This is a genomic window from Winogradskyella maritima, from assembly GCF_042650215.1.
Lineage (GTDB): Bacteria > Bacteroidota > Bacteroidia > Flavobacteriales > Flavobacteriaceae > Winogradskyella > Winogradskyella maritima.
This window is the reverse complement of the sequence record NZ_JBHSAT010000023.1, coordinates 248,455-275,122: the sequence shown is the minus strand read 5'-3', so window position 1 is coordinate 275,122 and position 26,668 is coordinate 248,455. Positions and strand designations below refer to the sequence as shown.

Sequence of the window (26,668 nt, the reverse complement as noted above, 5' to 3'; positions counted from 1 at the left end):
ATGAAATTAATAGAAACATTAAAAAACGTCTGGAAAATTACCGAGCTTAAAGACCGTATCATCTTAACCCTTGGGTTATTATTGGTGTACCGTTTTGGAGCACAGGTAGTTTTACCTGGAATAGATGCAGCACAGTTAGGAGGTCTTCAAGATTCTACTGACGGTGGTATATTAGGATTATTAAACGCATTTACTGGTGGTGCTTTTGCCAATGCATCAGTTTTTGCATTAGGTATTATGCCTTATATCTCTGCATCTATTGTGGTTCAGTTAATGGGAATAGCCATTCCTTATTTACAGAAACTTCAAAAAGAAGGAGAAAGCGGACGTAAAAAAATCAACCAGATTACCCGTTGGTTAACTATTGCTATCTGTTTGGTGCAAGCACCAGGTTATTTGGCAAGTTTACCGTCACTGGGTATTCCACCAAGTGCCTTTTTATTAGGGACGGGTACAATGTTCTATTTCTCTTCTGTAATAATCTTAGTAACAGGCTGTGTCTTCGCGATGTGGTTAGGTGAAAAGATTACTGACAAGGGAATCGGAAACGGTATTTCACTTTTAATTATGGTAGGTATCATTGCTACATTGCCACAATCTTGGTTGCTAAACGCAGCTTCTAGAACAGAAGGTTCTGGTAACGGTGGGTTTATGATGATCTTAATAGAGTTGGTGATTTGGTTCCTAATAATCTTGGCATCAGTTTTGCTTGTAATGGCAGTGCGCAAGATTCAAGTACAATATGCTCGTAGAACTGCTTCTGGTGGTTATGAGAAGAATGTATTTGGATCACGCCAGTTTTTACCGTTAAAGCTTAACGCTTCAGGTGTAATGCCGATCATCTTTGCTCAGGCAATTATGTTTGTGCCTGCTCTGATAGGTGGCTCATCATGGTTAGAAGGGACTGAAACTGGTCAATGGATGCAAGCTAATTTCTCTGATATCTTCGGATTATGGTACAATGTAGTATTTGCACTCTTGATTATTGTATTCACGTATTTTTATACGGCGATTACAGTTCCGACTAACAAAATGGCAGACGACTTAAAACGAAGTGGTGGTTTCATCCCTGGGATTCGTCCTGGTACAGAAACTTCAGAATATTTAGACAAGATTATGTCACAGATTACCTTACCGGGATCTATTTTCTTAGCATTGATTGCTGTGTTCCCAGCATTTGTTGTAAAGTTAATGGGTGTTCAACAAGGTTGGGCATTGTTCTTCGGAGGTACATCACTTTTAATTATGGTTGGAGTTGCTATTGACACGATGCAACAAGTAAATAGTTACTTGTTGAACAAGCACTATGACGGCTTAATGAAAACTGGTAAAAATAGAAAAGCGGTAGCGCAATAACCCGCTAAATATTTAAACTATGGCAAAACAAGCAGCAATAGAGCAAGACGGAACAATTATAGAGGCATTATCTAATGCTATGTTCCGTGTAGAACTAGAAAACGGTCATATTGTGACTGCACACATCTCAGGTAAAATGCGTATGCATTACATTAAGTTGTTACCAGGAGATAAAGTAAAATTAGAAATGAGTCCTTACGATTTAACTAAGGCTCGAATAACTTATAGATACTAGTAAGATGAAATCGTAAGATTCCATCTGACAGTAATAACAAAATAATAAGGAACAGATGAAAGTAAGAGCATCAGTAAAGAAAAGAAGTGCCGATTGTAAATTGGTACGTCGTAAAGGAAGACTATACGTCATCAACAAAAAGAATCCAAGATTCAAACAAAGACAAGGATAAAAACAAACCTGTTAGTTATTAGACTGAAATGAATCTGTTCGAAATCGAAAGGTTTAGGATTCTAACAACTAATTAGAAACTAAAACAATATGGCAAGAATTGCAGGTGTAGATATACCAAAACAAAAAAGAGGGGTCATCTCTTTAACTTACATCTACGGAATCGGTAGAAGTAGAGCAAAAGAAATCTTAGCTGCTGCTAAGGTAGATGAAAGTACAAAAGTTCAAGATTGGACGGACGACGAAATCGGAGCTATCCGTGAGGCTGTTGGTACATTTAAGATCGAAGGTGAATTACGTTCTGAAACTCAATTGAACATTAAGCGTTTAATGGATATTGGATGTTACAGAGGTATTCGTCACAGAGCTGGTTTACCATTAAGAGGTCAGCGTACTAAGAACAACTCTCGTACACGTAAAGGAAGACGTAAGACAGTTGCTAACAAAAAGAAAGTAACTAAATAATAACAAGACATTAGTCATTAGTGATTAGACGTTAGATGAATCTGTTTGAAATGTCAAAGTTTAGGATTCTAACAACTAAAAGCTGACAACTATAAACTAAATAATATGGCAAAGTCAAGTACAAAAAAACGTAAAGTAATAGTTGATGCAATGGGTGAGGCGCACATCACAGCTTCTTTCAACAACATCATCGTTTCTTTAACAAATAAAAAAGGTGACGTTATTTCTTGGTCATCAGCTGGTAAAATGGGGTTTAGAGGTTCTAAAAAGAACACACCTTACGCTGCTCAATTAGCTGCAGAAGATGCATCTGGTGTAGCAAAAGAAGCTGGACTTAAGAAAGTAAAAGTGTATGTAAAAGGTCCTGGTAATGGTAGAGAATCTGCTATCAGATCTATTCACAACTCAGGGATTGAGGTTACAGAAATCATTGATGTAACGCCAATGCCACACAATGGATGTCGTCCACCAAAAAGAAGAAGAGTATAATCATTGAATACAAACCCTTGCTTTGCGTAAGGGTCTTTTCAAATTATATATTTAACAACAAGTATTAATTGAAAGATCAACGAATTTTGAAGGATAAGATTAAGACCTTAATTCAAGACTCACTTTCTAAACAAATTTAAAATGGCAAGATATACTGGTCCTAAAACTAAAATCGCCCGTAAGTTTGGCGAAGCTATCTTCGGAGAAGACAAAGCCTTCGAAAAAAGAAATTACCCTCCAGGGCAACACGGTAACAACCGTCGTCGTGGGAAAAAATCTGAATACGCTATCCAGTTAATGGAAAAGCAAAAAGCTAAATATACCTACGGTATTTTAGAGAAGCAATTCAGAAACATGTTTAAAAAAGCAACAGCTGCTCCTGGTATTACAGGTGAGGTGTTACTACAATTATGTGAGTCTCGTTTAGACAACGTGGTTTACAGAATGGGTATTGCTCCATCACGTAGCGCTGCAAGACAATTAGTATCTCACAGACACATTACTGTAAACGGAGAGAAAGTAAACATTCCTTCTTACCAATTAAAAGCTGGAGATGTAGTTGGCGTTAGAGAAAAATCTAAATCTTTAGAGGCGATCACTAACTCATTGGCAAACTCAAGCAACGTTTACGAGTGGATCACTTGGAACAATGAGAACAAAGAAGGTACTTATGTATCTGTTCCTGCAAGAATCCAAATTCCAGAGAACATCAACGAGCAAAACATCGTTGAATTGTACTCTAAATAATAATTAATCACATTGGTATTTGGCCAAAGGGTGTATTGAAGTTCTTCAAATCAGTAGACCGCGCAACTAAATAACAATTAAAACGAAGAAAACAATGGCAATATTAAATTTTCAGAAACCAGACAAGGTCATAATGATTGACTCAAATGACTTTGAAGGTAAGTTTGAATTTAGACCTCTTGAACCAGGTTACGGATTAACAGTAGGGAATGCACTTAGACGTGTACTTTTATCGTCTTTAGAAGGTTTCGCCATCACATCGGTACGTATCGAAGGTGTTGATCACGAATTTTCTACCATCTCAGGTGTTGTAGAAGATGTGACTGAAATGATCCTTAACTTAAAACAAGTGAACTTTAAGCGTCAGATTGATGAAGTAGATAACGAAACGGTTACTATTTCAATTTCAGGACAAGAGCAAATCACTGCTGGTGATTTTCAAAAGTTCATCTCTGGTTTTCAAGTATTAAACACAGACTTGGTGATTTGTAACCTAGACCCAAAAGTTAACATCAATATGGAGTTAACTATTGAAAAGGGTAGAGGATACGTTCCTGCTGAAGAGAACAAAAAAGCATCTGCACCAATCGGAACTATTTTTACAGATTCTATCTACACACCAATAAAAAATGTGAAGTATAGCATCGAGAATTTCCGTGTAGAGCAAAAGACCGATTACGAAAAATTAGTTTTCGAAATCATCACTGACGGATCTATTCATCCTAAGGATGCGTTGACTGAGGCAGCTAAAATCTTAATCCACCACTTTATGTTATTCTCTGATGAGCGTATCACTTTAGAGGCGGACGAGATTGCACAGACAGAAACTTATGATGAAGAATCACTTCACATGAGACAGTTATTGAAAACCAAATTGGTTGATATGGACTTGTCTGTACGTGCTTTAAACTGTTTAAAAGCGGCAGAGGTAGATACTTTAGGTGACTTGGTATCTTTCAACAAAAATGACTTAATGAAATTCAGAAACTTCGGTAAGAAATCTTTAACTGAGCTGGAAGAACTAGTAAACGTTAAGGGTCTTAACTTCGGAATGGACTTAAGCAAGTATAAATTAGACAAAGACTAAAAAGTGAAAAATTAGGGTGGATTATTCAATATGAAGCCCTAAATTTGCACCCGATAAAAAAGACCGATGTCACAATCGGTTTAAACACAATTAAATAATCATATTTTGCTCTCCGGACAATGAATGTTTGGATTTGGTAGCAAGATGATAAAGTAAAAGTCATGAGACACGGAAAAAAATTTAATCACTTAGGTAGAAAAACGGCGCACAGAAAAGCAATGTTGGCTAATATGGCATGTTCATTAATTGAGCACAAGCGTATTAACACAACAACTGCAAAAGCAAAAGCTTTAAAGCAATTTGTTGAGCCTTTGATTACTAAGTCTAAAGAAGACACAACACACAACAGACGTATTGTAATGTCTCGCTTAAGACAAAAAGAAGCCGTAGCTGAGTTGTTTAGAGATGTAGCCGCTAAGGTTGCAGATCGTCCAGGAGGTTACACACGTATTATTAAATTGGGTAACCGATTAGGTGATAACGCTGATATGGCGATGATAGAATTAGTGGACTACAACGAGTTGTATAATGCGGGGAAACCAGCTAAGAAAACAACAAGACGTAGCCGAAGAGGTGGAAGTAAAGCGGCAGCGTCACCTGCTACCGAAACTCAAGCATCTAACGAAGAAGAGTAAACAATGATGTTAATAAGCATTAATAAGTATAAAGGATAAGCTGTTTCAGTTTATCCTTTTTTTTTGGAATTTTGTAAAACAAGTAACAACACAACATGAAGTACAAACAACGAAAAAAAGCTTTAATTCTATTGGCTGATGGCACCATATTTCATGGTAAATCCATCGGAAAAGAAGGTACTGCCTTTGGCGAAGTCTGTTTTAATACAGGGACTACTGGATATCAAGAAATCTTCACAGACCCGTCTTATTTTGGGCAGATTATGGTGACCACCAATGCTCATATTGGTAACTACGGAACAAAAGATATCGAAGTAGAATCTGATGATATTATGATTGCAGGATTAGTGTGTCGAAACTTCAGTTTTGAATATTCTCGACCAGGTGCCGATAGGTCCTTAGAGGCTTTTTTTGACGCGCATGATAAAATGGCGATTTCTGATGTAGATACAAGAGCCTTGGTAAGACACATTAGAGATAATGGTGCTATGAATGCGGTGATTTCTACAGATGTGGATAATATCGAAGGCTTAAAAAAACAGTTGGCTGATATTCCAGATATGAATGGGTTAGAGTTGGCTTCAAAAGTATCTACTAAAGAACCATATTTCTACGGTGACGAAAATGCCAAGTATAAGATTTCAGCCTTGGATATTGGGATTAAGAAAAACATCCTAAGAAATTTAGCCAAGCGAGATGCTTACGTTAAGGTATTTCCATACAACGCTAAGTTTGAAGACTTGGAAGCTTTTAAACCGGACGGTTATTTTCTATCTAATGGCCCTGGCGATCCGGAACCTTTGGTGGAAGCCCAGGCTGTTGCTAAAGAAGTCATTGATAGAAATTTACCCTTGTTTGGGATTTGTTTAGGTCACCAAGTCATTGCACTGGCCAATGGTATTTCTACCTATAAGATGCACCACGGTCATAGGGGTATCAATCACCCCGTAAAAAATCTCGAAACTGGCAAAGGTGAAATAACCTCCCAGAATCACGGTTTTGCGATTAACAGAGAAGAAACAGAAGGCCATGACGATGTTGATATTACACACGTGCACCTTAACGACCATACGGTTGCAGGCATTAAAATGAAAAGCAAAAACGTTTTTTCGGTACAATATCATCCAGAAGCTAGTCCTGGACCAAACGATTCCACCTATCTCTTTGACCAGTTTATAGAGAATATTCAAAATAACTAAATACAGATAAAGCATCAAAACTCAAATTTTGATGCTTTTTTTCTATCCCGAATTCGTTTTCGTAAAATTTTAATGTAATAATGGATGGGCCCCTATTTAAAGGCTCTCGATTTTCGTAAATTCGCAAAACAATAAATAATACAGAATAGAAAATAAAATAATATGAGCATCATCATTAACATTCATGCCAGACAAATCTTAGATTCAAGAGGAAATCCAACCGTAGAGGTAGACGTGATCACCGAAAACGGAATTCTCGGACGCGCTGCCGTTCCGTCTGGAGCATCCACTGGAGAACACGAAGCCGTTGAATTAAGAGATGGAGGTTCGGCATTTATGGGCAAAGGTGTTTCTAAAGCCGTTAAAAATGTCAATGACATTATTGCGCAAGAATTGATGGGTGTGTCTGTGTTTGAGCAAAACTATATCGATAAGCTGATGTGTGAAATCGATGGAACACCAAACAAATCCAAGTTGGGCGCCAATGCTATTTTGGGAGTGTCTTTGGCGACTGCAAAAGCGGCAGCCAATGAGTTGAACATGCCATTATACCGCTATGTCGGTGGGGTATCAGCAAACACGTTACCAGTTCCGATGATGAACATCATCAACGGTGGATCTCATAGTGATGCACCGATTGCATTTCAAGAATTTATGGCGATGCCAGTTAAGGCTGAAAATTTCACACACGCCATGCAAATGGGGACTGAAATTTTTCATCACCTAAAAAAAGTATTGCACGATAGAAACTTGAGTACCGCAGTTGGTGACGAAGGTGGCTTCGCACCGAATTTAGAAGGTGGTACAGAAGATGCCTTAGAAACCATTGCAAAAGCGGTGTCTAACGCCGGTTACACTTTAGGTGACGATGTGATGATTGCTTTGGATTGTGCGGCCGCAGAATTTTACAAAGACGGCAAATACGATTACACCATTTTTGAAGGCGACTCTGGCAAAGTAAGAACAAGCCAAGAACAAGCCGATTATTTAGCTGATCTAGCTTCAAAATACCCAATTATCTCTATCGAAGACGGTATGGATGAAAACGATTGGGACGGTTGGAAATACCTTACCGATAAAATTGGAGACAAAGTACAGTTGGTTGGCGATGATTTATTTGTTACCAATGTAGAACGTTTAGGACGAGGCATCAATGAAGGTATAGCAAATTCAATCTTAATTAAGGTGAATCAAATAGGAACCTTAACCGAAACCATAGCTGCGGTAAACATGGCGCATAATGCGGGTTACACCTCAGTAATGTCTCACCGTTCAGGAGAAACTGAAGATAATACCATTGCAGATTTAGCTGTTGCATTAAATACAGGACAGATTAAAACGGGTTCAGCGTCAAGAAGCGACCGTATGGCCAAATACAATCAGTTATTGCGCATAGAGGAGGAATTGGGAGAAGTAGCCTACTTTCCAAAAGAAAATGCATTCAAATTAAAATAAGTTAGGATTACAAATCACGACTTTTAAAAGCGACTGTTTAAACTACAGTCGCTTTTCTATTTAGAAAAATCGGCATTTCTAAACTGTTAAAACGGTTCTAAATCTATTCACGAAATCGATGGAGATTTCGTACTTTTGTAATCCTTAAAAATTAAAGAAAACCAATTATAATGTCAGATAAAGCCATATTAGAAGTTAACGGACAGAAGCATGAATTTCCGCTCGTTACTGGTACAGAAAATGAAGTAGCCATCGATATTAAAACCTTACGAGGTGCAACAGGAGGTGTTACTACTATTGATCCTGGGTATAAAAATACCGGAAGCTGTGAAAGTGCCATTACATTTCTAGACGGTGAAAAAGGCATTTTGCGTTATAGAGGCTATTCTATTGAGGAACTAGCTGAAAAAGCAGACTTTCTTGAAGTTGTTTATCTTCTCATTTTTGGGGAATTGCCAACAAAGGAGCAATTAGACCAATTTCATGCTGACATCAAGTCTAAATCTGTAGTGGATGATGATATTAAGAAAATTTTAGACGCATTTCCTAAGTCGGCTCATCCTATGGGTGTGTTGTCCTCTTTGACTAGTGCATTAACTGCATTTAATCCTACTTCGGTTAATGTAGATTCTGAAGAAGAGATGTATAGAGCCATCGTTAAAATATTGGGAAAATTCCCGGTATTGGTTGCTTGGACGTTAAGAAAAAAGCAAGGCCTTCCATTGGATTATGGTGATAACAGCTTAGGCTACGTAGAGAACGTGCTTAAAATGATGATGAAAAAGCCAAATGAGGAGTACGTTCAAAATCAGATTGTAGTAGATGCTTTAGATAAATTATTGATTCTTCACGCAGACCACGAGCAAAACTGTTCTACTTCTACGGTAAGAATTGTTGGGTCTTCTCATGCCGGTTTGTTTGCATCAATTTCTGCAGGTATTTCTGCTCTTTGGGGACCATTACATGGTGGCGCTAACCAAGCGGTTTTGGAAATGTTGGAAGCGATTAAGGAAGATGGTGGTGACACTAAAAAATATATGGCTAAGGCCAAGGACAAGTCAGATTCTTTCCGCTTGATGGGCTTTGGACACCGTGTGTACAAGAATTTTGACCCACGCGCCAAAATCATTAAGAAAGCGGCGGATGAGGTATTGGCCGATTTAGGGGTTGAAGATCCAATATTAGATATCGCTAAAGGATTGGAACAAGAAGCATTAAATGATCCGTATTTTGTAGATCGTAAATTGTATCCTAATGTAGATTTCTATTCAGGGATTATCTATAGAGCTATGGGCATCCCAGTGGAAATGTTTACCGTAATGTTTGCGCTCGGTCGTTTGCCAGGTTGGATTGCACAATGGAGGGAAATGAGACTTCGTAAAGAGCCAATTGGTCGTCCAAGACAATTATACATTGGGGAAACACATCGCGAATTTAAAGCGATTGATAAAAGATAAATTTGAAAAAGCTTCATATCTACTATGGAGCTTTTTTCTGTTCATTCTACACTAACCAACAATGAAACTGAACATAACCGACGAATTTTCGAGATTGCGCGCTGTGGTTTTAGGTCGTGCAAAGGGTAATGGCCCTACACCTAAGCTTGAAGAGGCTTACGACCCAAAATCAGCCAAGCATATCATGGAAGGCACCTATCCTGAGGAAGAAGATATGATTGCCGAAATGGAAGCTGTAGCTCAAGTTTTTAAAAAGTATGATGTCGAAGTCTTTCGACCAGAATTAATTCCCGATTACAACCAGATTTTTTCACGAGATATAGGCTTCGTAATTGAGGATAAATTCTGCAAATCGAATATCCTACCTGACCGCGAACGTGAGTTTGAAGCCATTGAACATGTGTGGTCTCAAATCCCCAAAGCGAATAGAATCATTTTTCCGGAGGAAGCTCATGTAGAGGGTGGTGACGTCATGCCTCATGGCGATTATATTTTTGTAGGAACCTATCGAGGTGAAGATTATCCAGATTATATCACAGCCAGAACCAATACGCAGGCTGTTGACTATCTTCAAAAGTGCTTTCCAAATAAAACCGTGAAATCCTTCAATTTAAGAAAGAGCAACACCATCCCTGAAGACAACGCATTACATTTAGATTGCTGTTTTCAACCTATTGGACATGGGCGATGTATCATTCATAAAAATGGATTTTTAGAGGAAGAAGAATATCAGTGGTTGGTAGATTACTTCGGAAAGGACAATTGTTTCGAAATTGATAAAATGGAAATGTACTTTATGAATAGTAACATCTTTTCAATTTCTGAAGATGTGATTATTTCTGAACGCAATTTCACCCGATTGAATACTTGGTTGCGCTCAAAAGGCTATACCGTTGAAGAAGTGCCTTATTTTGAAATTTCCAAGCAGGAAGGCTTACTACGTTGCAGTACTTTGCCTTTAATTAGAGATTAGACGATTCCCGAATCAATTTTTTAATTAAGCTGATTTGCCCCAGGTGGTAGTAGCTATGTTCCATCAAACCATTTATGTTTCTTAGATACGTTCCGTATTCAGGTTTTACAAAGCCGTGCTGTAGTTTGTCTTCGGGTAATTGCTTAACCAACCCAATTAGGGTTTTGGCGTTCGATACTAAAGCTGTTTTTCGGGTTTTCCATTCATCTTCAGAAGTTATTTTCTGACAATCAAAACTGAATTTATCCCTGATGGTCAACGGACGATTAAGAAACACTTCCGATACGCCTTCCAGATAGTAGTTGATATGAAAAGTAACCGATGCTATACTATTGTGGTTGCCTATCTTTCTTTCAGATTCTTGCCAAGTGACGTCTTCTAAAATTTCGTTATAATTGGTATTGGCAATCCAAGTGCCATTGATGAAAAGTTCTTCAAGACGTGATGCTAAGGCTTTAACAGTCATGCTTATTTTCTATAGAGAAAGTAGTTGTTGACGAGGTCGATATATTCACGTTTGGCCTCATCTTCAGAAATATCTTTAACCTGAAATAGTGCGTTGGTCTTAAACGCATTGATAATGGGTTTTGAACTTCCTGGGCGTTCGTAATTATTGGTGGCCTTTTTATAATAGGCGTAGAGCCTTAAAAGAAAATCGGCAGGAAACGGTTCCGTGTACTTATTGACGCGTTCTACCGCGATATCAAATTCTTTATCTAATTCTTTAGAAATCATCCCATTTCTGCAATAACACTTTCGCCACCGCGTACCTTTTGATTAAGTTCTACTTTAATATCGGCATCTAAAGGTAAAAATAAATCTACTCTAGAGCCAAACTTAATAAACCCAGAATCGGCACCTTGCTTGGCATCTTGGCCTTCAACGGCATAATTGACAATACGTTTTGCAAGTGCTCCAGCAATTTGTCGGTAGAGTACTTTTCCGAAGGAATCATTCTCCACAACAACCGTAGTTCGTTCGTTTTCTTCGCTAGCTTTAGGATGCCAAGCTACCAAATATTTACCCGGATGGTATTTGCTGTACGCTACTTTTCCTGAGATAGGGTGACGCGTAACGTGAACGTTTATCGGAGACATAAATACGGAGACCTGTAAACGCTTGTCTTTAAAATACTCTTTTTCAAAAACCTCTTCAATCACAACCACTTTTCCATCTACAGGCGAAAGGGCTTGCATTTCATTAGCGTGGGTATTTCGTTTCGGATTTCTGAAGAACTGTAAAATCAGTAAAAAGAATCCGAGAACAAAAATCATCAGTGTTTTTCTGAGCCATTCAATATCAATGGTTCTGTCAATGACAAAGAATGAAACGACCACGACTACGAGTGTGATTAATATGATTTTCTGACCTTCTTTATGAAACATAAGTAGCTATTATAAGAAATAAATAAATAAATGGTGATGCAAAGATAATACTATCTAGCCTATCCATAAGACCACCGTGACCTGGCATAATAACACCACTGTCTTTGACTTCGGCCTGACGTTTAAATTTTGATTCTATCAAATCGCCCAACGTCCCAAATACACTCACTATTATGGCTAAAAACAACCAAGATGTGGAGTTGAGCGTTTCGGTATAAGTGGCAATAAAATAACTACCAACACAGGCAAAAAACAAACCGCCCAAAAAGCCTTCAACCGTTTTCTTCGGTGAGATACTTGGGAAGAGTTTTTGTTTTCCAAAATTCTTTCCTGTGATGTAGGCAAAACTATCATTTATCCAAACGAGTAGGAATGTCCCCAAAATTAGTAGGGGTGTAAATACATCGCCATAATTGGCTATAAGCAGTATAAAAACAAATCCGCTCGATAAATAGAACGTTGTAACAATGTAGCGTTTGGATTCGAACAACGGAATGCGTTTTTCAGCAAATAAGTCCTTGATGAGAATAAGATTGACAAAGATGGTTACGACCAATAAAATTTGTACAGCTTCATTAATACCTTGATTGATGTCTAATTTAAAAGTCCACAGCCAATAGCCGATATACATAATGGCAAAAATGAAATATTGGCTGATACCTTTTAACTTTATGAGTTTGCTAAACTCGGCCATGCACACCAAACCAAATAAGAAGAGCAGGATTAAAAATGCTTCAGACAGAAAAAGTGAGCCGATGAGAAGGGCGACATACAACAATCCTGAAATAGCCCGTGTTCCGAATTCTTTCATTTATAGGTCTTCTAAAAGAAGTAGGTATAGATTTTTGGAACTACTGCCATACGTCAAAAAATCTTTGGCGTCGACAGTCTTAAAATGCTTAATAGTCGTTATGTTTGTTGGGATTCTAGAACGGTTATTTTCCTTAATACCTTTTAGGCCTTCCCCAATATTTTCTACTAGCTGACTTGTCGTTGCATAGACGATGAAGTTTCCGGGCAACTCTTTAAGTTTTTTCTCAGCTATTTGATTTGATGAAATTAACAGGGACCCATCATCAGAAATCAAATATTCACAAGTGGTCAAGAAAAAAGTACTTTCGGACGTTTTTTTAGAGGTTTTAAATTCAAAATTACTGAAAAGTTCATTTAAACGCTCATCAAGACACATTACGGTTTTGCCTTCCCAATCGTTTTCAACAAGAATATTTTCTAAGGATTTTCTAACCTCTTGAATATTCTCACAGTATAAAAATTTACCGCCGTTGGCTTTAAAATTTATAGTAAAACGTTCATCAACAGGGAGCTTAACGTCAGGCATATATTTCCCGCGCTCTTCATTTGGAATATGGTCTTCGGAACGGTCTGATTTACCTCCGAAGATTTTTCTGAATAAGCTCATTAAAGTGTTGCTATTAATAATCGCCTCTTACGTGCTTTTCAAATATAAAAAAACTTAAATTAACTCTAGGTCAATTTAAGTTTTTTCAATGACTGTAATACTTTTTACTCTTCCTCGTCTGCTATAATTTCATCTTTTTTAAATGCCCGTTTTCCAAAGATTTTTTCAAGGTTATCTTTAAATATTACTTCTTTTTCCAATAGGACTTCAGCAAGTTTGGTCAGTTTATCTTTATGCTGTTCTAACAACTTGATAGCGCGTTGGTATTGCTCTTCAATAATACTAGAAATCTCTTTATCAATAAGTTCAGCCGTTTGTTCGCTATATGGTTTTGTAAAACCGTATTCTGATTGTCCTGACGAATCATAATAAGTCAGGTTCCCGACCTTATCACTCAGCCCATAAACGGTTACCATTGCTCTGGCTTGCTTTGTTACTTTTTCTAAGTCACTTAAAGCTCCGGTAGAAATCTTATCGAAAATCACTTTCTCCGCGGCACGTCCACCGAGAGCGGCACACATTTCATCCAACATTTGTTCTGGCCTTACGATAAGGCGTTCCTCTGGTAAGTACCAAGCGGCACCAAGAGAACGACCTCGAGGCACAATAGTTACCTTGACCAACGGTGCGGCATGTTCTAACATCCAGCTTACTGTGGCATGACCCGCTTCGTGAAAAGCAACAGCACGTTTTTCGTCTGGCGTAATGATTTTATTTTTCTTTTCAAGACCCCCAACAATTCTATCTACAGCATCTAAGAAGTCCTGTTTGTTGACTGCTTTTTTACCTTTACGAGCGGCAATTAAAGCGGCTTCGTTACAGACATTTGCAATATCCGCTCCTGAAAACCCTGGAGTTTGCTTGGCCAAGAAATCAATATCTAAAGTCTCTTCTTTCTTTAGTGGACGAAGGTGAACCTCAAAAATTTCTTTACGCTCTCTTACATCTGGAAGGTCCACGTAAATCTGACGGTCAAAACGACCAGCACGCATTAAGGCGCTATCCAAAACATCAGCACGGTTGGTAGCGGCCAATACAATAACATTGGTGTTTGAGCCAAAACCATCCATTTCTGTTAAGAGTTGGTTCAAGGTATTTTCACGCTCATCATTTGAGCCCGAAAAATTATTCTTTCCTCTTGCACGGCCAATAGCATCAATCTCATCAATAAAAATTATAGACGGTGACTTTTCTTTAGCCTGCTTAAACAAATCTCTTACACGCGAGGCGCCAACACCAACAAACATCTCTACAAAGTCAGAACCTGAAAGTGAAAAGAAAGGAACTTTGGCTTCTCCTGCAACGGCCTTTGCCAATAAGGTTTTACCAGTTCCTGGAGGGCCAACCAATAATGCGCCTTTAGGTATTTTACCACCTAAAGAGGTATATTTTTCTGGGAATTTTAGGAAGTCTACAATTTCTTGAACTTCTTCTTTGGCACCTTCTAATCCGGCGACATCCTTAAATGATGTTTTGGTGTCGCTTTTTTCATCAAACAGTTTGGCTTTCGACTTTCCGATATTGAAAATCTGACCTCCTGCACCGCCACCACCACCAGCGGACATACGACGCATAATAAATATCCAAACCCCAATGATTAAAATAAAAGGCAATAATTGTAAAAGGAAGTCTCCCCAAGCATTGCTTTCTATATCAGCATCAACCGTAGTTGTAAGTTCATTAGCCTCAATAGTTTCTTCTATTCTATCTTCAAAATTAGAAAGGTCACCAAAAATCAAAGTATAATTTGGGATTTCATTGCCTCCCATTATACTTGTGCCTTTGGAGTTTTTATGCTCAGGTTTACTTAGAGCCTCATCGGTTAAAAATACCTTTGCGACTTTTGTATTACCTACAATCACAACCTCTTTGATGTCGCCGACTTCTAAATAGTTGTAGAATTCAGAATTAGTAATTTCTTTGGTGCTGTTGAACGCACTACCACCAATCACCTGTATTGCTATAAAAGCGGCGATGATGACACCGTAAATCCAATATGGATTTAGTTTAGGTTTCTTTGGGTTTATATTTTTATTCTTTTTATCGTCTGCCATGTTTAGCTTCTCTTCTTAGTAACTTGTTTCTATTTCGGTTGTTTTTGCGTCGCCCCATAAACTCTCAATATCATAGTATTCACGTATGTGTTTTTGAAATACATGAACCACAACATTGACATAATCCATCAATACCCATTCGGCATTATCGGTTCCTTCGATATGCCAAGGCTTGTCTTTGATGGTTTTACTAACTAGTTTTTGTATGGAATTAACGATGGCGTTGACCTGAGTGTTTGAAGTCCCCTCGCAAATAACAAAATAATCACAAACCGTATTTTCTATCTCTCTTAAATCTAGGATTACTATCTCCTTTCCTTTGACCTCTTCTATACCAGCCAAAATTGTAGTAATCAGTTGGTCTGCATTGCCTTTGTCTTTCGTCATTAATTAAATTTAAATTTATGCAAAGTTATTATTTTTTTAGTTCTTCTGTCCTCATTATTGTCATAAGAAAACGATAAAATCTACCTTTGCGTTGCTATGCGTATAATCAAACTTAATGCCATTGACTCTACCAATGCCTATCTAAAGCGAAAGCAGATTACAGGCACCTTGGAAGATTACACCATTGTCATTGCCGAACATCAAAAAGAGGGTAGAGGACAAATGGGAACACAATGGGATGCTGAGCCCTCTAAAAACCTTACCTTCAGTATCTTTAAGCATGTAGATTTTGTGTCTTATACACACCAATTTTACATTAGTATGGCTGTAGCTTTGGGTGTCACAAAGGCTTTAAAAACACTACAAATTCCTAAGTTGGCTATTAAATGGCCTAACGACATTTTGGCAGAGCGAAAAAAAATTGGTGGCATTCTTATTGAAAATAGTATAAAACAAGGCCAATTGTCCTTTTCCGTCATAGGCATTGGTCTCAATGTCAACCAAAAATTCTTCAACAACCTTCCTAAAGCATCATCCCTACACATTTTAACAGGAAAACTTTATAGTATTGAGGAATTGATGATGACTATTCTTGAAGGCATCCAGCATTATTTTGAAATTTTTGAAGCCAAAAACTACAAGTCCATTAAATCTGAATACGAAGCCTTGTTATTTAGAAAACACAAACCTTCAACCTTTAGAACGCTGTCTGAAGGTATTTTTACCGGTTACATCAACGGGATTTCTGATGATGGCAAACTCGAAGTTCTAGTCGAAGACCAAATCATCAAAACTTATGATTTAAAAGAAATAGAACTACAATACTAAATTGCAGTTTTCATGTTGGTTACCAACGTTTCAATAAATTTTGAAATAGGGCCTTTAATCATCATCGCCATCATGGCATTGAACTCGCCTTCAAACTGCAATTGCACATCCGAAGTATCCATTGACGTTTCCGTGATATGACCTATCAAAGAAAAATCCAACTTTCCGCCTGCGGCGCCCAAAACAATCTTACTGTTTGGGATGGCTTCTTTCTTCTTCAACACGATTTCGGGCATGCCTTTTAACGCGAATAAAAATTTGTCATCGTCTAAGACTTCAAACTTTGAAATATTTTCGGGCATAAGGCTTTCAAAATTCTTGACGTCCGAAAGAAAATTAAACGTCTCTTCTGCAGATTTATCTAGGCTTACTTTTGGGGATTCTAAGTTCATTTTAAGTGTGTATTTGTTTTTTTGTTGATTCGTTTATTTGGAAATGATTTCCGTTATATAGTTTTTCGATATAAAGCATAAACAAATAAACGCATCCACATCAAGTAATCAATTAGCGTTCCATTCGCTAGGATTGGCATTCCAATCTGCTAAAATGTCTTGTTGGGCTTTAGTAATGTAGTGTGTATCTAGAGCTTGCTCCAAGAGGTTGTCGTAATTACTCAAGGTGTGTAGCTCAATGTCAGCGTTTTTAAAATTGTCTTTGGCGACATCAAATCCGTAATTGAAAATCCCGACCATGCCTTTAATTTGCACCTCCGCCTCGTTTAAGGCTTTTACCGCATTCAAGCTACTTTTCCCGGTACTGATAAGGTCTTCAACTACAACGACGGTTTGACCTTTTTCAATATAACCTTCAATTTGGTTTTTGCGTCCATGGCCTTTCGCTTCTGGCCTAACATAGATAAAAGGAAGATTCATATAATCCGCTACCAAAGCACCAATGCCAATGGCGCCCGTAGCAACGCCAGCAATAACATCTGGCTTTCCATATAATTCTTCGATATGACGCGCTAAGGTTTCGCGAACATAATTCCGAATCACGGGATACGATAATACAACCCTATTATCACAATAAATAGGTGATTTCCAGCCGGAAGCCCAAGTAAACGGGTCGTCTGGTTGTAATTTTATAGCGTTAATCTGAAGTAAAAGTTCAGCAGTTTTTTTAGCAGTGTCGGTCTTGAAAATCATGGTGCAAAATTAATGAATTTTGAAATCCTGACACTTTTGAAACGGCTAAATTACGAACAGTAAGGTTCGAAAACTGAACAATTTTGCGATGGAGCACATGAGATAAGGTATTTCCTATTAAATTTGGAGCAAATGTGTTACCATGTTTAAGAGAGCCCATATGTCTGAATATACCGTCTATGTTGGAGATAAGCCTATTGTCTTAACCACTGATTTTAAAGAGGAGGACAACTCCAAAACCTTCTTACTGAAGTCCGTAAAAATGGGGAAAGTCATTAAGCTTCTCAACAAAACGGACATTGCTGAAGTGCGTTTGGTAGATAAAAACGTGGATAAACTCTTAAAACGCTTTCTGAAAAAATTACCAAAGGTCACTGCTGGAGGAGGCAAGGTATTTAATGCTAAGGGGGACATTTTATTCATTTACAGGAATGATAAATGGGATTTGCCCAAAGGAAAAACCGAAAAGAAAGAATCAATTGAGGATTCGGCCATCCGAGAAGTGGAGGAGGAAACAGGAGTAAAAGACTTAAAGATTGTAAAGCCTTTACCGAAGACCTATCACATTTTTAAACGCAACGGACGACATAAAGTTAAGATTACCCATTGGTTTGAAATGAAAACCGACTACACTGGCCCACTACATCCTGAAGAAAATGAGGGTATCACAAAAGTAGAATGGCTAAATTCCAAATCATCGGAAGATGCTTTGCATAATAGCTACGCCAATATTAAGTTGTTGTTTTAGAAATTCTTAATTGAAATTTTAGTGGTTTTTTAATCTGTCATGACGAGGAGTTAGCGACGTGGTCATCTCATGAGGATAAGCTTTTTTTGATTTATGAGATTGCCACATCACGCTCGGGCGTGATTCGCAATGACGTTCAGCAAGCTGAACTTTAAAAATTCGTGCTGAGATATTATCGCTTGGAAGCTCTTTCCCTTAGAAAGAGAAGGTGCGTTTATCCGTTTGGAACGGATAAAGGCGGAAGGGTCGACTTATTAAAACCATCTCGCTTTCATCATCTTACAGCTGACGAAACCACTCCTCCTTAGAAAGAAGGAGAGTTGTATGTATTAATAATTGTAGTTGATTTCGAAAATAAACCTCTGTATTTTATTCTGCCAAAACCCGATAAATAGGATACTGCATATGTGCTTTCTCGTAGTTATCAGATTGTTTGTGTAGCCAATCTAATTGCGCATACCAATTCTTCGCAAAATCTTCATCAAAGGATTTTCTAAGATTGAAATCGATTTGTAATTGCGGATTTTGAGCAAGGAGCAATTTAGCTTTGTCCTCCCAAACATAAGGCGAAAACCCCTCTTTTTGCTGTAGAATGGTATCAAAGAAATTCCAGTTGAAAAAAGAATCTACAGCTTCAGGTTCTAGTGTCTCAATAATGTACCGCATAGATTCTTGACGTGTCTCTACGTAATAATCTCCAGCGTTTACTGTGATATTTTGTTCACTAGCTTTTACGGTAGTATTGTAATGTAAATAGTGACCTTCGTATGGCGCTCGACGCGATTCATAGGTGTCTATTTTATAAGATTCAACAAGTATGGTGGAGTCTTTTTCGAATTCGGTCATACTCACGTCATTCAATTTTAAAAGGTCAATAACATTGTGCCAGCCTTGTGGAATAATGTAGCCTTTTGGGACAACGATATCCTTTTTAGATTTAAAATAATTACGGTATTCTGTTTCTTTGGTAAAGGGTTTCCCTTTATCGAAATACAGTCGGTCGCCGTTGGTTACTTCACTTGGTAAGCGTGTTCCTTCATAACCCTTAAAGTTTAAGGTTGAGGTCTGCGTAGTATCGATTTGCCATTGAATCGGGTAGGTGGTTGAAGCCATCATCGCATCGTTTTGAGCTACTCTTAATGATTTGATAGCCTCGCCGTGTTCCTCAGTCAATTCTAACATTGAAACCATGAGCTCATAAGTACCTTCAACACGTTGCTTGTAGGGTTTTAGCATATGGGTTTCAACCATCATGCCTAGTGTATTCCAAAGTGTGGTATAGCCCGTGGAGTATCTCGGCGAGTCCATAAACTGTGAGAATCCAGATTCTGGCGTGCTATTAAAGACATTGACGTAAGGTGTAATATCCCATGATTTTTCAGTCAGTTTCTGCTCCAACTGAGGCATCATTTTGGTGTGCAGAAATTCACCAACAACACCACCCAATTTGTTGTGTTGGGTAAACAAATGTGTCAATGTATATTGGTAGTCTGCCCCGTTGCTTACGTGGTTGTCAATAAATACATCAGGCTTTACAATATGAAAGATTTCTGCAAAAGCTCGTGCATTTTTAGTGTCACTTTTTATAAAATCGCGATTTAAATCATAGTTCCGGGCATTACCTCTAAAGCCGTAGGATGTCGGTCCGTTTTGATTGGTCCGCGTTGTTGAATTCCTGTTAAGGCTTCCACCGATATTATAAATTGGTATGGTCACTAAAGTCGTGTGGTCTGGAGCAGGAATTTTTCCGCCAGCGATATCCCTAAAAAGCATCATCGTCGCATCTATACCATCCGATTCCCCTGGGTGAATACCGTTATTGATTAAGATAATATTTCCGGTATTTTTTACACTCTGTAAATCAAAATTACCGTCCATATTTAATGTAACAATATGTAAGGGTTTACCAGAATCTGTCATGCCCATTTCCTTGATGGAGATTTCAGAATAGGCATCTGCCAAGGCTTCATAATAGGCAATGGTTTCCTCATAGGTTGCTGTTTCGGTGCCTTCACTTTTCTCAAAAACAGTCGTAAAATCTCGTTCGACTGTTTCAGGATTTTTATCGGCACAGGATATGATGAGCAGGAAGAGGACAACTAATTTTTTCATAATTGGGATTCAGAAATTGTGTATTCAAAATTAAGCAATTCGTGTTAAACCAAATCATTTTTGAGAGGCTTGATAATTCTATAAAAAGACTAATTTTGTGATTCAAAAAATTCAGCGAATGGCACAGACCACAAACACCATATTAATGATTCGTCCTGTAAATTTTAGGATGAACGAACAAACGGCCGTCAACAACTATTTTCAGGAAGATTTAAACTTGAAAAATGCTGAAATAAATGCCAAAGCCCAAGAGGAATTTGATGCCTTTGTCGAGAAATTACGCAACGTTGGCGTAAATGTGATTGTGGAAGAGGACGATAAATTAATGGATACGCCAGATTCTATTTTCCCCAACAATTGGGTGAGTTTCCATAGTAATGGCGATGTGGGTTTGTATCCGATGTTTGCTGAAAACCGAAGAAAGGAAAGACGCGATGAAGTCTTTATGCGACTGGAAAGCGAAGGTTTTAAAATCAATAATATCATTGACTACACATCGGCTGAAGATGAAGGTGTTTTCTTGGAAGGTACTGGAAGTTTGTTGTTAGACCGCGTCAACAAAAAAGCCTACTGTGCGTTGTCGCCACGTGCCGATGAAGAACTGTTTATAGAATTCTGTGAGGATTTTGATTATTTCCCCGTCGTCTTTACGGCCAACCAAACCGTAAATGGCGAGCGTGTGGCGATTTACCATACCAACGTGATGATGTGTTTGGGCGAAAACTTTTGTGTGATTTGTTTAGATTCCATTGACGACAAAAAAGAGCGTAAAAACGTGTTGAAGCATTTAAAGGAAGATGGCAAGGACGTCATCAATATTTCTGAAGCACAGATGCATCAATTTGCAGGGAATATGCTTCAGGTAAAAGGCGCGAAGGCCCAAACCTATTTAGTGATGAGTCAGTCGGCGCACGATAGTTTAACCGAAGCTCAGGTTGAGCAGATTGAAAAACATTGCCCTATTTTATCTAGTTCTTTAGAAACCATAGAAACCTGTGGTGGTGGAAGCGCACGCTGTATGATGGCGGAGGTGTTTTTGCCAAAGGAGTGATTTTATATTACTCAACCTTAGCTTTTAAAATATCTTCCACTGTTTGTGGCGGTCCTGGTGAACCTTTTGGTAATTCAATAAAAAACTTACTACCAATGTTTGGGGTACTTTCAACCCAAATACGGCCTTTATTCAACTCTACTAGATCTTTGCAAATAGTAAGGCCAAGGCCTGTACCTTTTTCGTTTCGAGTACCAATGGTGGTGAAATTATTTCGGGCATTGAAGAGTTTTTGGATGTTCTCTTTAGAAATTCCGATTCCTGTATCCTCCACACAGATCAGCGCATTATTGTTATAATCTTGGTTAGATACCGTAATGACATCACCTTTACCACTAAATTTTACCGCATTGGTAATTAAATTTTGAATCACAATCTCTAGCATACTGCGGTCGGCATAGACAAAATCGCGACGGGATTCATCTACCAATAAAATTCCTTTGTCAGTCACCTTCTTTTCTACCAAAGCCATTTTAGTCTGAAAGACCTCCTGAATATTAAACAACTCAGGTTTCGGTTGAAGGTTCTGCATTTGTGATTTAGACCAATTTAATAAATTGAATAGGAGCGACGAGGCATTATTAGCGTTTTCACTAAGTTCTGGAATTAGTTGATTGAATTCTTCTATGGTTATATTATCATCTTTCAATAAATCCAAAAAGGCTTTTATGGAGGAAATGGAATCTTTTAAATCGTGCGACACGATTGAGAAGAGCTTGTCTTTAACAGCGTTGATCTCTTCGAGCTGTGCATTTCTTTCAGTTAATGAATTCTTTTCATTTTGTAAATCCTCTGTTTTTATTACATATGTTTTAAGATCCTTTTTGTCTTTAGTATTTCTTAAAAAGGTGAAAATCAATAATGCAATACTAATTAGCAATCCAGCGATAAGTCCATAGGTAAGAAGTGATTTCTTCTCATTGGTGGCTGAAAGCTCTTCAGGTTTATCTAAAATTGCAGTTTCGCTTTTGGATGTATCTTCTATAGAAACACTTTCTGCAGGGGGAAGTATCACAGCATCAGTTTTAGTCATTTCAGACTTTAATTTGAAATATTGGCTTTGCCAATAAAACGCATTCTGATAGAAACCTCTAGATGAATCCATCACCTTAAAAAGTCGAAAGTTTTCTAATAGTTCTTCATTATTCTTAAGTTTCTTAGCCAAATTATTGGCCTCGTTTAGTTGACTTTGCGCTGTGCGATATCTTTTTTCCTGAAGGTTGAGATTTCCAATGGCGTTTAAAGACTTGAGTACACCTTGCTCATTTTTTTGTCGTCGATTATAACGTAGGCCTTGAGCCAAAAAGCTCCCTGCTCTGTCTAGATTACCGAGTTTTAAATGGGCTAGACCTACATCACTCAAAATGCTACCTCGTAGGTCAATGTCAACATTTGGGTTTAACATCGCCAAGGCACGTTCATAGTAGTCCAAAGCACGTCGGTATTCATTTTGCTCAGAATATAGTTTCCCGATGTTACTTAAAGTTATTTTAATACCATCACTATCATTCAATTCTTCACGAACCTCCAAGGCTTTTTTATTGAAGTCTAAAGCACTGTCGAGATTACCAGTATAGGTATACGCTTCTGCCAAATTATTATAGGCCGAACTGAGGTCTTCCTTCAAATCATTGTCTTCAAAGATGGTGATTGCTGAAAGTGAGTTTTTCAAACCTTCGGCATAATTGCCTCGCTCAATCTGTATCAACCCTATACGATTATTAACCCGAGCTGTTCCCAAAGCGTCGTTAATTTCTGAAAAGTAGTCGCCCGCTTTTTGGTAACTGCTTAAAGCATTGAGAAAATCCTTGCGTTGCGCATATATCTGAGCTTTAAAATAATGACTTTTAGCAAGACCTTTCTTGTAACCTAACTTTTCGGCTAAATCGTTGGTTTGGTTAATAAAAAGAAGGGCTTTACTATAATCCTCGACTTTAAAGAGTTCGCCAATCAACTGCAAGGAAGTGTCTACTTTTGTAGAATCTTGCTCTTGGTAAGCCAACTGTACCGTCAGTTGGTCTATCCGCTCATTTTGAGACAGCAGACAGCCCGACACTAATAACACAGCAACAAATAGAAACTGTTTCATAGGCGGATACGATTAAAACGTAATGTATTGTAGCGGTGATACGACCTTTCGGAGAGGGATGGGAAAAGTGAGGTCACACAAAACAAAAACATGACTGTTAATGTTTGACTTGGCGTCATAAAACGTTTTGGGACGTTAATTAATAGCAACTCAAAAATGAAAATTAGTTATTGTTTATGCTAATTTCTAAGACTTACTACGAAAAAATCGGACGAAATGGACATCAAAAAAAATCTTCGAAATTTCCATATCGATTAACGGCAAAAATCAAGGCAGAACTACACTTTCCTCGATGAAATGCACGTTTTGTTAAACTGCTCATATACAGTTTAAAAGTCGATTATTGTTGTTTTGGAATGACCCGATTTCCCGCAAGAGAAACAGTATTTCTTTCCGTAATTAAATCGAATTAATAGCACCCTAAAATTAGACAATTTGAAGACTTATAAAACATAAAAAAATAATAAATATCCTATCTTTGTCAACATTTTTAACGGCTTGCAGAAGAGCTAAAATACAAGGTTGATGACACTTCAGGATACTTTAGAAAAGCAGGTAAAAATTGCTTTCAATAATTTGTTCAATGCGCAGTTAGATGCGGTTGAATTCCAAGCGACCCGCAAAGAATTTGCTGGTGATATTACTGTAGTGGTATTCCCTATGTTGCGCGTGGTTAAAGGAAATCCCGTACAAATTGGTCAGCAATTGGGTGAGTATCTTGTGGAACACGTGGAGGAAGTAAAAGCCTTTAATGTGGTTAAGGGATTTCTTAATCTTGAAATTAGTGATGCCTACTATTTGAAGTTTTTTAATACCATTCAAGGTAATTCTACCTATGGTTTTAAAGCGCCACAAGAGGGCGATAAGGCCGTAATGGTAGAATATTCCTCGCCCAATACCAATAAACCTCTGCATTTGGGGCACGTTAGAAATGTATTGCTTGGTTACTCTGTTTCTGAAATTTTAAAAGCGTCCGGTAAAAAAGTCTATAAAACCCAAATCATAAATGACCGTGGGATTCATATCTGTAAAAGTATGCTGGCATGGCAACGTTTTGGAAATGAAGAAACACCAGAATCTGCAGGTTTGAAAGGCGATAAATTTGTTGGGAATTATTATGTGGAATTTGATAAGGTGTATAAGGCTGAGATTTCGGAATTAATGGCTCAAGGCCAATCTGAAGAAGATGCCAAAAAGAATGCACCAATTTTGTTGGAAGCCCAAGACATGCTCCGTAAATGGGAAGCCGGCGATGAAGACACTGTTGCACTTTGGAAAACAATGAACCAATGGGTTTATGACGGTTTTGACGTGACGTATGAAAATATAGGAGTTGATTTCGATAAAAATTACTACGAGAGCGAAACCTATTTATTGGGTAAGGAATTTATTGCCGAAGGCTTAAAATCGGGCGTATTTTTTAAGAAAGACGATGGCTCGGTGTGGTGCGATTTAACCGATGAAGGTTTAGATGAGAAAATCGTATTGCGAAGCGATGGAACTGCGGTTTATATGACTCAGGATATCGGTACGGCCATTCAACGAATTAAGGATTACCCGGATGTTGGTGGCATGGTTTATACCGTAGCTAATGAGCAAGATTATCATTTTAAAGTTTTGTTTCTTATTCTGAAAAGACTCGGTTTTGATTGGGCAAAAAACCTCTTCCACCTAAGTTATGGTATGGTCGATTTACCAAGTGGAAAGATGAAAAGTCGGGAAGGTACTGTGGTCGATGCTGATGAGTTAATTGAAGAAATGGCCAACACGGCAGAAGATATTTCAAAAGAACTTGGAAAGTTGGATGATTATTCCGAAACCGAACGCAAGCAACTTTACAAAACCATCGGTTTAGGTGCTTTAAAATATTACATCTTAAAAGTAGACCCTAAGAAACGCATTTTATTCGACCCGAAGGATTCTATCGATTTTCAAGGGAATACGGGACCGTTTATTCAATATACATATGCTCGGATTCAATCGATTTTAAGGCGCGCAGAGCAATTGTCCATTTCGGAAGCTGATTTAAAAACGGTTGAATTACACGAAAAGGAGAAGCAATTGTTGAAACAGTTGGCTTTGTTTCCAGAGACGATTCAGAATGGTGCCGAGCAACACAGTCCGGCATTGATTGCCAATTATACCTACGATTTGGTTAAGGATTTTAATTCATTTTATCAGAATGTTTCCATTTTTGGTGCGGATTCCGAAACTGAAAAAACCTTTAGAGTTGCCTTGTCACACGCTGTGGGGACAACCATAAAAAATGCCTTTATGGTATTGGGTATTGACGTGCCTGAGCAGATGTAAAAGAATCATCGCTTTTTTCCGTTCTGTAATTATATAAAACCAATCGCGACTATTTTTCGTAAATAAAATAGTAGCAGAATTATTCAAAAAGACCCTAAAATGAAACGATTTCTTTCCTTTTTATGTATAGCATTTTTAATTATATCATGTTCTGAAGACGACAGTTCTAACCCTACAAACTCTGGTCCAGATGTGACGGCCAATCAGCAAGCTTTAGGAAGTTCATCACTTGATTTATTGTCCGATGATGAATTTACAAGCATGGTCGTAGAGTTGGTGTATGTGGAAGGCTTTGAGCCAACGCAAACAGCTATCAACAATTTTAAAACTTTTTTAGAAGACCGAACGCATAAACCAGATGGTATTGTGATTGAATCTAGAAGTATTCCATCGCCTGGTTTCTCGCCATATACTACAGCCGAAATTGTGGACATTGAAAACGATAACCGAACAAAATTCAATAACGGAAGCCAAATTGCTGTCTGGGCATTTTTTGCGGATGGTAATGCTGAAGGCGATACAAGCAACCAATTTACATTGGGAACAGCGTATAGAAATACGTCTTTTGTCATTTATGAGAATACGATTCAAGATTTGTCGGGAGGCCTATCTCAACCTAGTCAATCGGTATTGGAAACTGCTGTGATTCATCATGAATTTGCCCACATCTTTGGATTGGTGAATATAGACTTACCTATGCAAACCCCTCACGAGGATGCGGATAGCGATAGACATTGTAATGTTGATGGTTGCTTAATGCAAGCCAATGCAGAAACTGGCTCAGGAATGATGGGCACGGTTTCCGGAGGTACCATCCCAACTTTGGATGACTTATGCATTGCCGATTTACAGGCTAATGGCGGGAAATAA

At 38.1% G+C, this 26,668-nt stretch carries 28 protein-coding genes; 17 read left to right on the top strand and 11 right to left on the bottom strand.

Translation table 11 applies throughout. The annotated features are described in order from the left end of the window. The 12 genes from secY (at window position 1) to ACFOSX_RS14360 (ending at window position 10,269) form a co-directional block, all read left to right on the top strand. The gene (gene secY / locus ACFOSX_RS14415; protein WP_386102774.1) at window positions 1-1,356 is read left to right on the top strand and encodes a preprotein translocase subunit SecY; all 1,356 of its coding nucleotides are present in this window, start codon (window positions 1-3) and stop codon (window positions 1,354-1,356) included. A gap of 19 nt (window positions 1,357-1,375) precedes the next feature. Continuing rightward, a complete protein-coding gene (gene infA, locus ACFOSX_RS14410; RefSeq protein WP_007094967.1) occupies window positions 1,376-1,591 on the top strand; it encodes a translation initiation factor IF-1 in 216 nt (71 codons plus the stop codon). Between the two features lie 55 nt (window positions 1,592-1,646). Beyond that, window positions 1,647-1,763 (top strand): type B 50S ribosomal protein L36, encoded by a 117-nt coding sequence (gene ykgO / locus ACFOSX_RS14405; RefSeq protein WP_008269159.1) that lies wholly within the window; start codon window positions 1,647-1,649, stop codon window positions 1,761-1,763. Between the two features lie 89 nt (window positions 1,764-1,852). Next, entirely contained in the window at window positions 1,853-2,227 is a 375-nt protein-coding gene (rpsM, locus tag ACFOSX_RS14400) for a 30S ribosomal protein S13 (protein WP_386102771.1), read from the top strand. A gap of 105 nt (window positions 2,228-2,332) precedes the next feature. Beyond that, window positions 2,333-2,716, top strand: coding sequence for a 30S ribosomal protein S11 (gene rpsK / locus ACFOSX_RS14395; protein ID WP_386102768.1), 384 nt, complete (start codon window positions 2,333-2,335; stop codon window positions 2,714-2,716). Window positions 2,717-2,857: 141 nt separating this feature from the next. Beyond that, window positions 2,858-3,463 (top strand): 30S ribosomal protein S4, encoded by a 606-nt coding sequence (rpsD, locus tag ACFOSX_RS14390; RefSeq protein WP_386102764.1) that lies wholly within the window; start codon window positions 2,858-2,860, stop codon window positions 3,461-3,463. A 94-nt stretch (window positions 3,464-3,557) separates the two neighbouring features. Further along, window positions 3,558-4,550 carry a DNA-directed RNA polymerase subunit alpha gene (locus ACFOSX_RS14385; protein ID WP_386102761.1) on the top strand — a complete coding sequence of 331 codons (993 nt, stop codon included), beginning with the start codon at window positions 3,558-3,560 and terminating at the stop codon, window positions 4,548-4,550. A gap of 161 nt (window positions 4,551-4,711) precedes the next feature. Continuing rightward, on the top strand, window positions 4,712-5,185 hold the full coding sequence (gene rplQ / locus ACFOSX_RS14380; protein ID WP_386102758.1) for a 50S ribosomal protein L17: 474 nt from the start codon (window positions 4,712-4,714) through the stop codon (window positions 5,183-5,185). A 95-nt stretch (window positions 5,186-5,280) separates the two neighbouring features. Further along, entirely contained in the window at window positions 5,281-6,384 is a 1,104-nt protein-coding gene (gene carA / locus ACFOSX_RS14375) for a glutamine-hydrolyzing carbamoyl-phosphate synthase small subunit (protein WP_386102755.1), read from the top strand. A 162-nt stretch (window positions 6,385-6,546) separates the two neighbouring features. Then, window positions 6,547-7,839 carry a phosphopyruvate hydratase gene (gene eno, locus ACFOSX_RS14370; RefSeq protein WP_386102752.1) on the top strand — a complete coding sequence of 431 codons (1,293 nt, stop codon included), beginning with the start codon at window positions 6,547-6,549 and terminating at the stop codon, window positions 7,837-7,839. Window positions 7,840-8,009: 170 nt separating this feature from the next. After that, window positions 8,010-9,296 (top strand): citrate synthase, encoded by a 1,287-nt coding sequence (locus ACFOSX_RS14365; protein WP_386102749.1) that lies wholly within the window; start codon window positions 8,010-8,012, stop codon window positions 9,294-9,296. 61 nt (window positions 9,297-9,357) lie between these two features. Continuing rightward, entirely contained in the window at window positions 9,358-10,269 is a 912-nt protein-coding gene (locus tag ACFOSX_RS14360) for a dimethylarginine dimethylaminohydrolase family protein (protein WP_386102746.1), read from the top strand. Here ACFOSX_RS14360 and ACFOSX_RS14355 read toward each other — a convergent pair. The 7 genes from ACFOSX_RS14355 to rsfS all read right to left on the bottom strand — a co-directional run bounded on the left by ACFOSX_RS14355 (window position 10,259) and on the right by rsfS (window position 15,515). Further along, window positions 10,259-10,735 (bottom strand): DUF1572 domain-containing protein, encoded by a 477-nt coding sequence (locus ACFOSX_RS14355; RefSeq protein WP_386102743.1) that lies wholly within the window; start codon window positions 10,733-10,735, stop codon window positions 10,259-10,261. The genes ACFOSX_RS14360 and ACFOSX_RS14355 overlap by 11 nt on opposite strands. Window positions 10,736-10,737: 2 nt before the next feature. Further along, window positions 10,738-11,004, bottom strand: coding sequence for an acyl-CoA-binding protein (locus tag ACFOSX_RS14350; RefSeq protein ID WP_386102740.1), 267 nt, complete (start codon window positions 11,002-11,004; stop codon window positions 10,738-10,740). Next, window positions 11,001-11,654: a phosphatidylserine decarboxylase family protein gene (locus ACFOSX_RS14345; RefSeq protein WP_386102737.1), complete on the bottom strand. Its 654-nt coding sequence runs from the start codon at window positions 11,652-11,654 to the stop codon at window positions 11,001-11,003. Before ACFOSX_RS14345 ends, ACFOSX_RS14350 begins: the two co-directional genes overlap by 4 nt. Then, window positions 11,644-12,465, bottom strand: a complete 822-nt coding sequence (locus ACFOSX_RS14340; RefSeq protein WP_386102734.1) for a phosphatidate cytidylyltransferase — start codon at window positions 12,463-12,465, stop codon at window positions 11,644-11,646. The genes ACFOSX_RS14345 and ACFOSX_RS14340 overlap by 11 nt, the downstream gene beginning before the upstream one ends. After that, window positions 12,466-13,074, bottom strand: a complete 609-nt coding sequence (locus ACFOSX_RS14335; protein ID WP_386102731.1) for an LUD domain-containing protein — start codon at window positions 13,072-13,074, stop codon at window positions 12,466-12,468. It lies immediately after the preceding gene. Window positions 13,075-13,178: 104 nt separating this feature from the next. After that, window positions 13,179-15,128: an ATP-dependent zinc metalloprotease FtsH gene (gene ftsH, locus ACFOSX_RS14330; RefSeq protein ID WP_386102728.1), complete on the bottom strand. Its 1,950-nt coding sequence runs from the start codon at window positions 15,126-15,128 to the stop codon at window positions 13,179-13,181. 15 nt (window positions 15,129-15,143) lie between these two features. Then, window positions 15,144-15,515 (bottom strand): ribosome silencing factor, encoded by a 372-nt coding sequence (gene rsfS / locus ACFOSX_RS14325; RefSeq protein ID WP_386102726.1) that lies wholly within the window; start codon window positions 15,513-15,515, stop codon window positions 15,144-15,146. A gap of 96 nt (window positions 15,516-15,611) precedes the next feature. Between rsfS and ACFOSX_RS14320 the strand changes: the two genes are divergently transcribed. Beyond that, on the top strand, window positions 15,612-16,343 hold the full coding sequence (locus ACFOSX_RS14320; protein WP_386102723.1) for a biotin--[acetyl-CoA-carboxylase] ligase: 732 nt from the start codon (window positions 15,612-15,614) through the stop codon (window positions 16,341-16,343). On the opposite strand, the gene ACFOSX_RS14315 is transcribed toward ACFOSX_RS14320, so the two are convergent. Both ACFOSX_RS14315 and pyrE read right to left on the bottom strand, forming a co-directional pair. Next, complete coding sequence (locus ACFOSX_RS14315; protein ID WP_386102720.1) at window positions 16,340-16,735, bottom strand: SRPBCC family protein; 396 nt, start codon at window positions 16,733-16,735, stop codon at window positions 16,340-16,342. The two genes, ACFOSX_RS14320 and ACFOSX_RS14315, sit on opposite strands and share 4 nt — an antisense overlap. A gap of 108 nt (window positions 16,736-16,843) precedes the next feature. Beyond that, a complete protein-coding gene (gene pyrE / locus ACFOSX_RS14310; RefSeq protein ID WP_386102717.1) occupies window positions 16,844-17,488 on the bottom strand; it encodes an orotate phosphoribosyltransferase in 645 nt (214 codons plus the stop codon). A 160-nt stretch (window positions 17,489-17,648) separates the two neighbouring features. On the opposite strand from pyrE, the gene ACFOSX_RS14305 reads away from it, so the two are divergent. Continuing rightward, the gene (locus ACFOSX_RS14305) at window positions 17,649-18,236 is read left to right on the top strand and encodes an NUDIX hydrolase (RefSeq protein WP_386102714.1); all 588 of its coding nucleotides are present in this window, start codon (window positions 17,649-17,651) and stop codon (window positions 18,234-18,236) included. Window positions 18,237-18,605: 369 nt separating this feature from the next. On the opposite strand, the gene ACFOSX_RS14300 is transcribed toward ACFOSX_RS14305, so the two are convergent. Beyond that, window positions 18,606-20,348, bottom strand: coding sequence for a M14 family metallopeptidase (locus ACFOSX_RS14300; RefSeq protein WP_386102711.1), 1,743 nt, complete (start codon window positions 20,346-20,348; stop codon window positions 18,606-18,608). A gap of 118 nt (window positions 20,349-20,466) precedes the next feature. On the opposite strand from ACFOSX_RS14300, the gene ctlX reads away from it, so the two are divergent. Beyond that, entirely contained in the window at window positions 20,467-21,399 is a 933-nt protein-coding gene (gene ctlX, locus ACFOSX_RS14295; protein WP_386102708.1) for a citrulline utilization hydrolase CtlX, read from the top strand. A gap of 7 nt (window positions 21,400-21,406) precedes the next feature. On the opposite strand, the gene ACFOSX_RS14290 is transcribed toward ctlX, so the two are convergent. Then, on the bottom strand, window positions 21,407-23,488 hold the full coding sequence (locus tag ACFOSX_RS14290) for an ATP-binding protein (RefSeq protein WP_386102705.1): 2,082 nt from the start codon (window positions 23,486-23,488) through the stop codon (window positions 21,407-21,409). Window positions 23,489-24,013: 525 nt separating this feature from the next. Here ACFOSX_RS14290 and argS point away from each other — a divergent pair. Continuing rightward, entirely contained in the window at window positions 24,014-25,798 is a 1,785-nt protein-coding gene (gene argS / locus ACFOSX_RS14285) for an arginine--tRNA ligase (protein ID WP_386102702.1), read from the top strand. 99 nt (window positions 25,799-25,897) lie between these two features. After that, window positions 25,898-26,668, top strand: a complete 771-nt coding sequence (locus ACFOSX_RS14280) for a membrane metalloprotease (RefSeq protein WP_386102699.1) — start codon at window positions 25,898-25,900, stop codon at window positions 26,666-26,668.